Source organism: Pseudarthrobacter sp. RHLT3-21 (assembly GCF_059383495.1).
Window position 1 is genome coordinate 202,337 of record NZ_JBWZCI010000007.1, and the last position, 13,451, is coordinate 215,787.

The 13,451-nt window shown below is 66.8% G+C and carries 11 protein-coding genes; 7 read left to right on the forward strand and 4 right to left on the reverse strand.

Annotated elements, in window-relative coordinates; translation table 11 throughout:
* Window positions 1-24: 24 nt before the first annotated feature.
* The 4 genes from AC50YA_RS10535 to AC50YA_RS10550 all read left to right on the forward strand — a co-directional run bounded on the left by AC50YA_RS10535 (window position 25) and on the right by AC50YA_RS10550 (window position 4,517).
* Window positions 25-993, forward strand: coding sequence for an NAD-dependent epimerase/dehydratase family protein (locus tag AC50YA_RS10535; protein WP_494982229.1), 969 nt, complete (start codon window positions 25-27; stop codon window positions 991-993).
* Window positions 990-1,895 carry a 5-dehydro-4-deoxyglucarate dehydratase gene (locus AC50YA_RS10540; RefSeq protein WP_494982230.1) on the forward strand — a complete coding sequence of 302 codons (906 nt, stop codon included), beginning with the start codon at window positions 990-992 and terminating at the stop codon, window positions 1,893-1,895. Before AC50YA_RS10535 ends, AC50YA_RS10540 begins: the two co-directional genes overlap by 4 nt.
* The gene (locus AC50YA_RS10545; protein ID WP_494982231.1) at window positions 1,895-3,004 is read left to right on the forward strand and encodes a mandelate racemase/muconate lactonizing enzyme family protein; all 1,110 of its coding nucleotides are present in this window, start codon (window positions 1,895-1,897) and stop codon (window positions 3,002-3,004) included. Before AC50YA_RS10540 ends, AC50YA_RS10545 begins: the two co-directional genes overlap by 1 nt.
* A 61-nt stretch (window positions 3,005-3,065) precedes the next feature.
* Complete coding sequence (locus tag AC50YA_RS10550; protein WP_494982232.1) at window positions 3,066-4,517, forward strand: aldehyde dehydrogenase (NADP(+)); 1,452 nt, start codon at window positions 3,066-3,068, stop codon at window positions 4,515-4,517.
* Between the two features lies 1 nt (window position 4,518).
* On the opposite strand, the gene AC50YA_RS10555 is transcribed toward AC50YA_RS10550, so the two are convergent.
* The 4 genes from AC50YA_RS10555 to AC50YA_RS10570 form a co-directional block, all read right to left on the reverse strand.
* Entirely contained in the window at window positions 4,519-4,845 is a 327-nt protein-coding gene (locus tag AC50YA_RS10555; RefSeq protein ID WP_494982233.1) for a YegP family protein, read from the reverse strand.
* A gap of 245 nt (window positions 4,846-5,090) precedes the next feature.
* Complete coding sequence (locus tag AC50YA_RS10560) at window positions 5,091-6,251, reverse strand: M24 family metallopeptidase (RefSeq protein WP_494982234.1); 1,161 nt, start codon at window positions 6,249-6,251, stop codon at window positions 5,091-5,093.
* Window positions 6,248-8,305 (reverse strand): DUF6807 family protein, encoded by a 2,058-nt coding sequence (locus AC50YA_RS10565; protein WP_494982235.1) that lies wholly within the window; start codon window positions 8,303-8,305, stop codon window positions 6,248-6,250. The genes AC50YA_RS10560 and AC50YA_RS10565 overlap by 4 nt, the downstream gene beginning before the upstream one ends.
* Window positions 8,306-8,321: 16 nt before the next feature.
* Window positions 8,322-9,491 carry an acetylxylan esterase gene (locus tag AC50YA_RS10570; RefSeq protein ID WP_494982236.1) on the reverse strand — a complete coding sequence of 390 codons (1,170 nt, stop codon included), beginning with the start codon at window positions 9,489-9,491 and terminating at the stop codon, window positions 8,322-8,324.
* A 389-nt stretch (window positions 9,492-9,880) separates the two neighbouring features.
* Here AC50YA_RS10570 and AC50YA_RS10575 point away from each other — a divergent pair, with 389 nt between their 5' ends.
* From AC50YA_RS10575 to AC50YA_RS10585, 3 genes are all read left to right on the forward strand, one after another.
* Window positions 9,881-10,825: a carbohydrate ABC transporter permease gene (locus AC50YA_RS10575; protein WP_494982237.1), complete on the forward strand. Its 945-nt coding sequence runs from the start codon at window positions 9,881-9,883 to the stop codon at window positions 10,823-10,825.
* Complete coding sequence (locus AC50YA_RS10580) at window positions 10,815-11,765, forward strand: carbohydrate ABC transporter permease (RefSeq protein WP_160674214.1); 951 nt, start codon at window positions 10,815-10,817, stop codon at window positions 11,763-11,765. Before AC50YA_RS10575 ends, AC50YA_RS10580 begins: the two co-directional genes overlap by 11 nt.
* 223 nt (window positions 11,766-11,988) lie before the next feature.
* On the forward strand, window positions 11,989-13,347 hold the full coding sequence (locus AC50YA_RS10585) for an ABC transporter substrate-binding protein (protein ID WP_494982238.1): 1,359 nt from the start codon (window positions 11,989-11,991) through the stop codon (window positions 13,345-13,347).
* Window positions 13,348-13,451: the final 104 nt, after the last annotated feature.

The window sequence follows — 13,451 nt, forward strand, 5'->3', positions numbered from 1 at the left end:
GCCCGAAATCCCAAAGGAACCAACATGAGCAGGATCTTTGTTACCGGCGGCTCCGGCCGGCTGGGGCGCAGCGTTGTGGCGGGGCTCGCGGAAGCGGGCCACGAGGTCATCTCGGTGGACCGCGACGCCATCCCGGCGGACCAGCTGCCCGCCGGTGTTGCGCAGGAAACCGGCGACCTGCTGGCCCCGGGCGAGGCTTTGCGCCTCCTCCGGGAGACCAGGCCCGACGCCGTCATCCACCTCGCGGCGATCGCCGTTCCGTTCAGCGCGCCGGAGGACGTCATCTTCGCCACCAACACCCGCCTTGCCTACGCTGTCATCAGCGCGGCCACGGAACTGGGGATCGGCAAGATCGTCACGGCGAGCAGTCCCACGGTGCTGGGCTACGGGTCGCCGGCCGGCTGGCTGCCGGACAGCTTCCCGCTGGATGAGCGCACCACGCCGAAGCCCTGGAACGCCTATGCGCTGTCCAAACTGATTGCCGAGCAGACAGTGGCGATGTTTGCAGCGGCGCAGGGTGCGAAGATCCGGTACGCCGCCTTCCGCCCGTGCTACGTCATCTCACCGGAGGAATGGGAAGGCGCGCCCACACAGCAGGGCCACACCCTGGCCGAACGACTGGCCGATCCTGCCCTGTCCGCGCCCGCACTGTTCAACTACGTGGACGCCCGCGACGTGGCCGACTTCCTGGAAGTACTCCTGCAGAAAATGGACACCATCCCGAACGGCGAAACCTTCTTTGTGGGCGCAGCGGATGCCCTCGCCACCGCACCGCTGGCCGAACTGATGCCCCGCTACCTGCCGGGAAGCGAGGCCCTGGCCGCCGGCCTGACAGGCACCAGCCCGGCCTTCTCCATCGCGAAGGCCCGCCAACTGCTCGGCTGGGAACCCAGGCGCAGCTGGCGGACTGAACTTAAGACAGCAACCACCCTCAACGACGAGACATCCGCCCGGCTGGTAAGCGCCGGCAGCGGTTCCAAGGAGACATCATGAAATTCGACGGCGTTTTGTTCTTTCCCGTCACCCCGTTCACGCCGGAAGGCACCGTTGACGTGGAGCTCCTCAAAGAGCACATCGGCTCGCGGCTGCCGTTCGGACCCGGCGGCGTGTTTCCTGCCTGCGGCACCGGCGAGTTCCACGCCCTGAGCATCGACGAGGTGCGCACCGTGGTGACCGCCGCCGTCGAGGTTGTGGCTGGCAAGGTGCCGGTGGTCGCCGGAGCCGGCGGGCCGCTGGGGCATGCCCTGGCCGCCGCCCGGGTTGCCGAGGAAGCGGGCGCCGACGCACTCCTGGTCCTGCCGCCGTACCTGGTCACCGGACCCACCGACGGCCTGGTGGCGTACATCGAGGCAGTGGCCGATGCCAGCAGCCTCCCGGTGATTGTGTACCACCGCGGCAACGCCAAGTTCACGGCCGCGTCCATGGTCCGACTCGCCGCCAACCCCAAGGTGATCGGCTTCAAGGACGGGCTGGGCGATGTTGGCCTGGCCCAGGAGATCGTGTCCGCGGTCCGCGCCACGGGACGCGAGGACTTCGCCTTCTTCAACGGGCTCCTGACCGCCGAACTGACCCAGGGCGCCTACCGGGGCCTCGGCATTCCGCTCTACTCCTCGGCGGCGTTCGCCATGGCACCGGAAATCGCCAAGGCATACTACGACGCCTATGTCTCCGGCGATGAGGACCGCCGCAACGCCCTGCTGGAGGGTTTCTACGCTCCGCTGGTGCGGCTCCGGGACCAGACCCCCGGCTTCGGCGTCTCGCTGCTCAAGGCCGGCCTGCGGCTGGGCGGACTTCCTGTTGGCCCGGTCCGGCCGCCGCTGGTGGACCCCACCGAGGACCAGCTGCTCCAGCTGAAATCCATCCTGGCCAAGGGCTACGAGCTGGCCAGCCGCTGATGGGTGCGCCCGCCGTCGAAGCCGTCCGGACCGCGCCGGTCATCACCGGCCTGACCACCCGGCTGCTGACCGTCCCGTTGCGCCGCAGCTGGGGCGTGGAGGCGCCGGAAAACCACGTGATCGTCACGGAGATCCAGACGGACGACGGCGGCGCGGGGCACGGTTTTTCCTGGACGCCCACCATCGGCCCGCAGGCCGTCAAAGCGCTCCTCGACTACGACATCGCGCCTTTCATTACGGGGCTGCCCGCCAACCCCGAGACGGTGTGGGACGCGTTGTGGAAGCGGCTGCATGAGGCCGGCGGCGGGGGACTGACCACCATCGCCATGGCCGGCGTCGACCTTGCCCTCTGGGACCTCCAGGCTCGGCGCGCCCATAGTTCAGTCACGGGCCTGCTCGGCCAGCGGCAGGAGTCCGCGGAGGTGTACGGCTCCGGCGTGAACCTCCATTACACGCTGGAGGAGCTGGTGGCCCAGACCGAGCGCTGGATTGCCGAGGGTCACCGGGCGGTCAAGATCAAGGTGGGCAAGCCCGATATCCGCGAGGACGCCGAGCGGGTGGCGGCCGTCCGGTCCGTCCTCGGCCCGGACCGCAAGCTGATGATCGACGCCAACCAGCGGTGGGACCTGCCCACCACTTTTAAGGCTTTGGACGTGCTCGCGGAATACCGGCTGGAATGGCTCGAGGAGCCCATCCGGGCGGATGACCTCTGGGCCTACCGCAGGCTGCGGAAGCATTCACCCGTGCCCATCGCCCTGGGTGAAAACCTGCACACCATCTTCCGCTTCCGCGACTTCATCGAGGCGGAGGCGGTGGACATCATCCAGCCCAACATCATCCGGGTTGGCGGCATCACGCCGTTCCGGCGGATCGTGGAGCTGGCGCGGACCAACAGCATCCGCGTGATGCCGCACCTGCTGCCGGAGCTTTCCGGGCAGCTGGCCCTCACGCTGGCGGAACCCACCCTGGTGGAGGAAGTGGAGGACGCGTCCTTCGAGCAGCTGGGCATCCTGGCCGGGCCGTCACCGGTCCGCTTCAGCAACAGCCGCCTGACCCTCACAGACCTGCCGGGACTTGGCTTCCGGTTCACGGACGACCCGCAGGGCTGACGGCTTGCAATCACGACTGACCGCAGACACGACAACTCCCGACGAAAAGCAGGTATCCCCAGTGACAACTGCAACCCTTTCCCTCTCCGAGCTCACGGCTGCCGCTACCCGGGCGGCCGCCATCGCGGCTGCCGCGTCGGACGCCGAGCGCGCAGGCTGGCTCAACGCCGTCGCCGACGCGTTGGACGCCAACATGGCCGAACTGGTGGAGATCGCCGATTCGGAGACCAGCCTCGGCACCGTCCGGCTGACCGGCGAGGTGGCCCGCACGTCCGGGCAGCTGCGGCTGTTCGCCCGAGTGATCACCGAAGGCTCCTACCTTGAAGCCGTGATTGACCACGCGGACCCGTCCGCTGCCCCGCCCAAGCCGGACCTGCGCCGCATCCTGCGTCCCATCGGGCCGGTGGCCGTTTTCTCTGCCTCCAACTTCCCGTTCGCGTTTTCGGTGGCCGGCGGCGACACCGCGTCGGCCCTGGCCGTGGGCTCCTCGGTGATCGTCAAGGCCCACTCGGGCCACCTGAAGCTGTCGGAGCGGACGGCCGAAGTGGTCACCGAAGCACTGCGTTCCGCCGGAGCGCCGGAGGGACTGTTCGCACTCGTGGCAGGCCGCGAGGTAGGCACCGCGCTGGTGCAGGATCCCGCCATCAAGGCCGTGGGCTTCACCGGGTCCATCCCCGGCGGCCGGGCGCTGTTTGACCTCGCGGTCTCGCGGCCCGACCCCATCCCGTTCTACGGCGAGCTGGGCAGCCTGAACCCCGTAGTAATCACCGCGGCCGCGCTGGCCGAGCGTTCCGGCCAGCTGGCGGCGGGACTTGCTGCATCGTTCACCATGGGCGCCGGCCAGTTCTGCACCAAGCCCGGCCTGGTCTTCATTCCGGCGGGCACAGGATTCGCCGCGGAGCTGGCTGAGGCCAGCAAGGACAAGCCGACGGCGGCCATGCTCACCACCCGGATCTCGGATGCCTATCCGGAGGGCCTGCGCAGCGTGGCTTCGCTGCCCGACGTGGCCGTCGTCAGCGGAACGGCGGACCAGAACGCAACCCTCAACGGCGCCGCGCCCGTAGTGTTCTCCACGTCCGCCACCAACGTCCTGGAGCGCCCGGACGAGCTGCTGGAGGAGTGCTTCGGCCCCACCACGATGCTGATCGAATACTCTGACCAGGAAGAGCTCTCCGCGGTCCTGGCCAAGGTCCCCGGCAGCCTGACCGCGACCGTCCACGCCCAGCCCGGCGAGGACGTCGGGGATCTCGTGGAGCAGCTGTCCGGCCTTGCCGGGCGGGTCCTGTTCGACGGCTGGCCCACCGGCGTCGCAGTGAACTGGGCGCAGCAGCACGGCGGCCCGTACCCGGCGACGACGTCCCTGTTCACCTCGGTAGGTGCGACGGCGGTCCGCCGCTTCCAGCGCCCCGTCGCCTACCAGGACGCTCCGGAAACGGTCCTGCACCCGGCACTGCGCGAAAGCAACCCGCTGGGCATCCCGCGCCGCGTGGACGGCGAGCTGGTACTGCCGTAACTCAAACCGCTCCGGCCAATCGACGTCCGCTGGGGGCCCGATGGACTTCCCTGGAACGTGCGTGAAGATCGGCCGTCGGAATGCGCCGGACTTCACGAACCTGAACAGTCACATCGTGTGCCTCCGGCGGCGCCGCCTTCCTTTCCGTAGGGGAAACATCGGCAATCAGTCCCATACCGGCGTACTCACGCACGGCGGCGATACCGGCAACAGCTGCACTCTTGTTCTCAAAGGCCTTGGACACGGCCATCACGGTGCCATCCGGCGCAGTCAGACGGAACCTGAAATACGACTCCGCGTCAACGAACAGTTCGAACATTCCGGCCATAACAATCCTCCCGGTCTGCGGGATCCGCCCCGGCGGCGTCGTTGCCACGGAGCAGACACGGACGCGCCCTTGCGTCCCCTTCCCGCTGGTTTTGTCCTGCAATCCAAATGATCAGTTCATCATGTGCTAAATGAGTCTCGCTCAAGACAGCCAGTGACCACAAGACCCCCAGCTCGATCACCGGGCCTAGAGAAACCCCGGGACGTCGGTCCCGGGGTGTCTCTATGCCGTCTAACGGCTGGACCCTACAGCTGCAGCGTGACCGGCCGCTGGAGGCCGTTGACGGTAGCGGCGGGCCAGCGGTCATCCGCGGTCAGGACCTTTATACCGGACTCGGTGAGCTGGACCGTGTCCTCGATCTTCACGCCGGGTCCCGACGGGTTCCAGGTGAACGGCTGGTTGAGGACCACGGTGTCGGTGACGGCCGCGGTGACGCGCGGATCCCGTCCGGCATAGCCCGCCGGTCCGCCCTGGTGGTGCTGCTCCCATTGCTCCGCGCCGAAACCGTGGCGGACGTAGGCCGCTTTGATCTCGCCGAAGACGCGGTCCAGCCGGGCGCCGGGGACCGTTGCGTCGAAGATGTCCGCCTCAACGGCCGCGATCCGGGCCTCAGCGTCGAGTTCCTCGGGGGTACCGGCGTCGAACCTTACCCAGCGGGTGATGTTCGCGACCAGGCCGTCCCGGCGGGCGCAGACCACAGCCATCGCGCGGCGGCCGAGGGGTGCGTGCGTGGCCAGCGGGTGGCGGAAGTCGTTCCGGGAGCTGCCGTTGCACAGGAGTACCAGCGGCTCCGCGCCCGCTCCAACCACGCGGCCGGCCAGAGCGGATACCAGTTCGAATTCCGTGGTGTCCGGCCGGGCGGCGGACAGCACATCGGTCATGATGCCCGCCAGCTCCGCGCTGAGGTGGGCGTAGCGGGCGGACTCGCCCGGCAGCAGTTGCTGCCGGGAAGCCCTCAATTCGGCGGCCACCGAGGCCTCGGCCAGCGGGGTGCCGGCGCCCCCTCGAGCGGAATGTCCGACGGCGGCGGCAGCCTCGTGCAGGTTCCCGTACCAGGGCACGGTGTGGAGCGAGACCCCGGAGGGGAGCTCCTCGGCCGCAATCCGGCCGGCCTCGTTGTTGAACGTCACCAGGTGGTCGCCGTCCCGGTCCACCAGCAGCGCCGCGATGGGGTCGCCGGCCAGGCTGATGTGGACGCGGCTGCCGTCCAGGTACCAGGCCAGCGCTGTGTGGCTGGTCAGCAGCAGGGAGTCCTGCCCCTTGGCATCCAGGATCTCCAGGACGCGGCGGCGCTTGATGGCACGGTCTGCGTTAGAAGCGTGCGGCGTGCGGCGGCCCTGGTCGGCAAAAGTAGCGGCTGCAGTCAGCTGTGACGGCGGCGTAGCAGCGGTGGTGGTCTGGCTCATGAGTTGTTCCCCTGTGTCTTGATCAATGTCTCGATGTCTTCGGTACCCAAAATCCCGTCGGCGATAAACACGGTCACGCTGCGACGAACCGGGGCGCCGGGTTCAGCAATAACCGGCGCATCCCAGGCCAGCGACTGGCCAACACCCGCGTATCCGTCCACCCGGACGAACCACGGGTCCGTTGAATCCGCCGAGGCGACGAACACCAGCGTGGCGGCACCGCCGTCGAACCGTCCCCCCGTGAACCCGCCCGACCAGGCGAGCCACGGCGTGACGCTCCCGTGCACGGCGGACTCACCCGCCCCTGAAGGGGTCCGGACGCTCGGCCCGGAACATTCGGGAAGGCGCCAGAAGAACCCGCCGTATCCGCCCCCAACCCGGCCGTTGGAACCCGGGCTGCCCAGGCTCACCGGCTGATTGCCGGCAGGGGAGAGTGCAAAGTCCAGGGTGAGGCGCCAGATGGAAGGCCCGACGGCGGCCCACGTCCAGGTGCGCTGCTCGGTCAGGATGGGAGCGCCGTCGGGCCCGTTCCAGGAGAGTTTCTCGGTCAGCTCGCCATCCTGTTGGGACGGTTCGCCGGTGCGGACGATGCTGCCGTGGTCCGGGCGCCAGACGTACTGGCCGGCAGTCCGGGTATAGGTACGGCCGCCCCAGAAGTTGACGCCGTCCACATCCTGGAGGGCTACGCCCGCGCCCAGATGCCACACGTGGTCCAACGGCTGGTGGTCCGTCACCACGGTCCCGGCTAGGGTCCGGACGGGGTGCAGGTACGGGCGGGGAGACGACACGGCGCGGATGCGGCTGCCGTCCTGATAATCCGCGACGGGACGCCCGGAAAGGTCGAAGGTCCTGACCGGCGGCAGGCTGCGAGCCCAGGGGACGCCCAGCTCGGCAAAGGTGGCCTGTGCCTTGGTGGCGCGTTCGATCAGCGCGGCAATGCCGTGGACCACCGGGTGGGAATTATCGCCGTCGCCCTCCCAGCTGACATGGCCGGCGCTGATTTCCGGGGGCGCGGGGGCGGTGCGGATGGCATCCAGCACACACATGAAAGCACCGGTATCCGGCAGACCACTGAGCAGGGGAGTGCCGGCCGCCCGGGCCGCGAGCAGGTTCTCCAGCAGGTCGGTCCGGCCGAAACTCTCCCGGCGCTCGCCGTCCGCCGTGCTGATGACCAGTTCGTCCTCGGTGTAGAAGAACGTGATGTCCCCCCGCGTCCCATGGACCTTGACGGACGGCCGCTGCTGTTCGGGGGCGCAGAGCGTGAGGGCGCACAACAGGGTAGTCCCGGCAGCGGTGCGAACACGGATCACCGAGGTGTCGTCGCTCTGGGTGTCGTTGGCGCGGTAGAGGTCCGTCTCCACGGAGGCGACGTCGGCCACGGTGTGGGCGCCGGCCATGTTCAGGGCGGTGGCCACGGCGTGCGCCAAGGCATTGGTGGCCACGCCGTCCACCACGTCGGTGCCGTCCAGGCTGCGTTTGCCGGCCCACCGGGTGCGCTTGAAGTAGCCCCTGGTCCGCAGCCACATGCCGGTGGCGCTGAGTCCCAGCACTTCGCCAATGCCGCCGGCCTCGATGGTGTTCCGGATTTCCGGCAGGGCCAGCGAGCCCAGGCTCTGGAAGCCCACCTGCACGAGCCGGCCGGCGGATTCGGCGGCGGCCAGCACGTCCTGGAACTGGGACATGGATGCCACCGGCGGCTTCTCCACATACACGTCGGCTCCGGCGGCCAACGCCGCGAGGGCCAGGGGAGCGTGCGTCTGGATGGGCGTGGCCAGGATGACCACATCCGGGACCGGCCCGGCTGCCAGAAGCTGGTCCAGGGTGTTGAAGACGGCCACGGACTCGCCGAGCGCGCCCGTTTCCGGTGGGTTGGGGTCAGCTACTGCCACCAGGTGCAGGGCCCCGGCGTCCTCGAGCCTGGCGAGGTTGGCCAGGTGCGATTCGCCAAAGCCGTGCACGCCCACGAGGGCTACGCGCGGAAGGGCTGCTGGCGCGGGGCCGTCACCTGCCGTTGCAGAGATAGCGGGTGCCGCGGGGGCGGAGTGCTGAATCATCAGGGGTCCTCGGTGGCTAAGGGGTTGGTAGGGGCGAAAGGTTGTGGGCGGCGGGTCCCGCTGCGCCCAGGGTCCTGGACAGGTAGCTGATTGCTTCATTCTGCATCTCCGCCGTGAAGACGTGCCCTCCTGGCCAGAAACTCCCGGTGTATCTTTCCGGCCCGTGTATGGACTCCAGGATCCGGTGGGCGTCCCGCATCCCTTCTTCCGGGAACAGCTCGTCGGCCAGCGCGTACTGCACCAGGAATCCTTTTGCGCCGGATCTGCCGGTCAGTTCCGGCCAGTCGCCCAGCTTCCAGAGGCCCGGGGTCTGGAGCAGCCAGGAATGGGCATCCAGGTAGGCGGGCAGCAGCGACTGGAACGTGGTCATCATGCACGTCACCACGTAGTCCCGGATCCGCGGGCTGAGGACTGCAAGGGCCAGGGCCCGGCCGCCGCCACCGGAGAACCCGAGGCAGCCCAGCCGCTCCGCGTCCACCCCCGGCAGTCCGGCAAGGATCTCCAGAGCGGCCAGGTCATCGTGGGCCACCATCCCCGCCAGGCTGGTGCCCAGCAGGCCCGCGGCCTTGGCCAGGGTGTCCTCGTGGATTCCCGCGGCGGCGTTGTACTGTTCGGCGTCGGAAGGTACGACGCCGGCCTCCCGCCACTGCGATTTCCTCGCCTCCAGTGCGGATTCCGTCCGCCACGGCGGGCTGGAGAGATCGAAGCGCCTGCTGCCCCACGCGAAGGCGTCGTGGGCCAGGACGGCGAAGCCTTGGCGGGCGACGTCCGTGGCCAGTGCCCGCCCTCCGTAGTGCCCGGCACGGGCTTCGACTGCGGACGGGTGAGGCTCAGGAATCGTGACCAGCCGGTCCGCTCCGCCGAACTTGTTTCCCCCGTGGCAGTGCAGGGCGAGCACGCCGGGCAGCGGCCCCGAACTCCCGGCCGGCCGCATCAGCCAGCCCGTGGTGCGGGGGCCGAAGCCCAACTGCCAGCTGAGCTGGGAGGAGGTGACGCCGTCGTGCGTTTCCTCCCAGTGGACGGTGACGTTCGCCGGGGGAACAACTGCCGGAACGCCCAGGGCGTCCGAAAAATCCTGTGCCGCTGGGGTGTCTGCCTGGTAGCGCGGCCGGTCACGAACGTAGGCAGGCCAGTTCTCGTAGCCTGCAATCGCACTGGGCCGGACCGGCCGGGAATCCTTGCTCACTGACCCTGCCTGTTGTTCGGGTGGATGGGGATGGTTGAATGCGCGGCGGATCGGGACGGATGTTGAACTCTGGGTAGAGTGATCCGGTTGCAGAAAACGCTTTCTCAAAAACTAACAAAGGGCTATACAGGAGTCAAGAAACCGTTTACTTTGGTACGGAGCCGCTTTCAACGTCCCGCGTGACGGAGACCGGATCCGGACAGCTGCACACCAAGTGAGTCCGCCGCCGGAGACGGTGCATACATGGATCGCCCAGTGCGATCAACCCAGACGTGGAGGGCCACGATGACCAAAGGAGGCCACATGGCCGCTAGACATATACCCAGGACGCCGTGCCCGGCAGGAATGCCGGCTGCGGCGGGTCTGCTGCGTGAATCGGAGTTGCCGCAATGAGTGCCATCAGCGAACTGAGCACCCTCAAGCGCCGCAAAGGCCCCATGACGGCAGCGGAGAAAAAAGCCAACGATGGCGATAATAAGGCCGCCTACATCTTCCTGCTGCCGTGGCTGGTGGGCCTTGTTGCCATCACCGTCGGTCCGATGCTGATGTCCCTGTACCTGTCCTTTACGGATTACAACCTGCTCCAGCCGCCGGAATGGGTCGGGCTGGACAACTTCATCCGCATGTTCGGCGATGCCCGCCTGCACAACTCGCTGGGCGTGACGTTCACCTACGTCTTCGTAGGCGTCCCGCTGCAGCTTGGTGTTGCGCTGCTGATCGCGCTGGTGCTGGACAAGGGCCTGCGCGGACTGCCGTTCTACCGCTCCGTCTTCTACCTGCCGTCCCTGCTGGGCGGTTCCGTGGCTGTTGCCATCCTGTGGAAGCAGATCTTCGGCACCACCGGCCTGGTCAACCAGGCCCTGGCGATGTTTGGCATCCAGGGCCCGGGTTGGATTTCCGATCCGAGCACCGCGCTGGGCTCCATCGTCCTGCTGCACGTGTGGACCTTCGGCGCCCCAATGATCATTTTCCTGGCCGGCCTCCGCCAGATTCCGGTGATGTACTACGAGGCAGCGAGGGTGGACGGCGCCAGCACGCTCCAGCAGTTCTGGCGGATCACGCTCCCCATGCTCAGCCCCATCATCTTCTTCAACCTGGTGCTCCAGATCATTGGATCCTTCCAGTCCTTCACGCAGGCGTTCATCGTTTCCGGCGGCAATGGCGGCCCTTCGGACTCCACGATGTTCTTCACGCTGTACCTGTACCAGAAGGGCTTTGGCCAGTTCGACATGGGCTACGCCTCCGCAATGGCGTGGTTCCTGCTGGTCATCATCGGCGTGTTCACCGCCATCAACTTCATCGCTGCAAAGTATTGGGTTTTCTATGACGACTAAGCTTGAGACGCTGCCCGCCCCGGACAAAAACACCGCCGGCGCCGGTAAGCCTACGAACCACCGCAAGCCCGCGAAGCGCCGCGAGTCCCGCGGCACGCTCGCTTTCAGCAGGGCAGCCCGCACCAGGGCACTGGTCAAACATGCCATCCTGATCCTCGCCGGCGGCCTTATGATCTACCCCCTGCTGTGGATGGTGGTCTCTTCACTCCGGGCCAATGAGCTGATCTTCCGCGAGCCGGGCCTGTGGCTCAACAGCCTGGAGATGAGCAACTACACGGACGGCTGGTCCGCGCTGACGCACCCGTTCGGCCACTACATGCTCAACTCGGCCATCGTGGTGATCGGCTCCATCCTGGGAAACCTGATCTCCTGCTCCATGGCCGCCTACGCATTCGCGCGGCTCCAGTTCACGGGCAAGAAACTCTTCTTCGGCATTATGCTTCTGACCATCATGCTCCCGTTCCACGTGGTGATCGTGCCGCAGTACATCCTGTTCTCGCAGATCGGCTGGGTGAACACCTTCTGGCCGCTCATTGTGCCCAAGCTGCTGGCCACCGATGCGTTCTTCGTGTTCCTGATGGTCCAGTTCATCCGCGGCATCCCGAAGGACCTGGATGAAGCGGCAAGGATCGACGGCGCCGGCCACCCGCGCATCTTCCTGCGGGTCATCCTGCCCCTGATGGTGCCGGCCCTGGCCACCACCACCATCTTCACCTTCATCTGGACGTGGAACGACTTCTTCGGCGCCCTGATCTACCTGACGGATCCGGACATGTTCACCGTTCCGGTTGCCCTGCGCGCCTTCGTGGATTCGCAGTCCGCCACCAGTTGGGGATCGCTGTTCGCAATGTCCATCGTGTCCCTACTGCCGGTGTTCCTGGTGTTCCTCTTCGGCCAGCGGTTCCTCATCAAGGGCATCGCCACCACAGGCATCAAGTAGATCCAGCGAGCCGCCTTGCCCTGACCATTGGCCCTCCTCCAAGGGCGGGCCAATGGCGTATCCCGCTGTGTCGGGGCTGGCGTGGAACGTCCGCCAAGGCCCAAGGGAACAGGACACGAAAACATCTTGTAATACAAGTCATGTACTTGTAGCATGAGACTTAAGAAAACGCTTTCTCGTTTACTTTCCCCAATAACCAGATCAATGAAGATCGGAGTACCCAGTGGCGCTTTTTCACCGCACTGAGTCAGATGCCAAGAACCGTACGGCAGAGACGCCATCCGCCGGCACGCCGCGCCGTTTCCGCAAGACGGGCGTCGTTGCAGCGGCAGCCGCCGTCGTGCTTGCCCTGAGTGCCTGCGGCGGGGGCGCCTCCCCGCAGAGCGATGGCGGACCCGTTGAACTGCGCTTCTCCTGGTGGGGCAGCGACAAACGCGCCCAGCTGACGCAGTCCGCGATCGCCGCCTTCGAGGCGGAAAATCCCAACATCAAGATCAAGCCGGAGTATGGCGACTGGAGCGGATACTGGGACAAGCTGGCCACCCAGGTCGCCGCCAACGACGCCCCGGACATCATCCAGATGGACGAGAAATACATCACCGAGTACTCAACCCGCGGTGCGCTGCTGGACCTCTCCAAGTACGAGATCGACACGTCAAAGCTGGACGAAGCAGCCCTCAACGCCGGCAAGAGCGAAGACGGCCTGACCGGTATCGCCGCCGGCATCAACGCGGCCACCATCCTGGCCAACCCGGCCGTCTTCAAGGCTGCAGGCGTTGAGCTTCCCGACGACAAGACCTGGACCTGGGAAGATTTCGGCCGCATCTCCGCCGAAATCACCGAGAAGTCCCCGAGGGGTACTTACGGCTCTGCCGCCTACGGCACGGACGAGGCCTCGCTGGGAGTCTGGCTCCGGCAGAACGGCAAATCCCTGTACACGTCCGACGGCAAGCTGGGCTTCGAGCCCTCCGACATCGCCGACTGGTGGGCTTTCCTAAAGCAGCTCAGCGAGAAGAAGGCTGTGCCGTCTGCATCAGAAGTTGTGGAAGCTGAGGCCGCACCGCTTGACCAGAGTGGCCTGGCCACGGGCAAGAACGGGCTCGCCTTCTGGTGGTCCAACCAGTTGCCGGCGCTGGAGAAGGCTGCCGGAAGCGACCTGCAGATCCTGCGTTTCCCGTCCACCACCGGCAAGGCTGCCGACGCCAAGCTCTGGTACAAGGCATCCCAGTTCTGGTCGGCCTCATCGCGCACCAAGCACCCCGTGGAAACGGCCAAGTTCATCAACTTCCTGGCCAACAACACCAAGGCAGGCGAGGCCCTGCTTGCAGACCGCGGCGTCTACCCCAACTCCGACGTCCGCACAGCCATTGAGCCAAAGCTGACGCCCGCTGATATCAAGGTGGTCAAGTTCATCGACCAGATCAAGGATGAGCTCGGCGAGGCTCCGGCCCCGCCGCCGAAGGGCGCTGGCGCCATCCAGGAAATCGTCAAACGCTACACCTCCGAGGTCCTCTTCAACCGCCTGTCCACTGACGAGGCCGGGAAGAAGGCCGTGGACGAGATGAAGTCCGCGATCAGCTAAGCCTGAATCCACCGGTCCGCTGGGGCGGGTAGCCCGTTTCTGAATTTTGGCGGTTTTCCTATCTCGGGCAGGGCGGCGTTCCGGGCCTTTCTACCCTTCGGTGT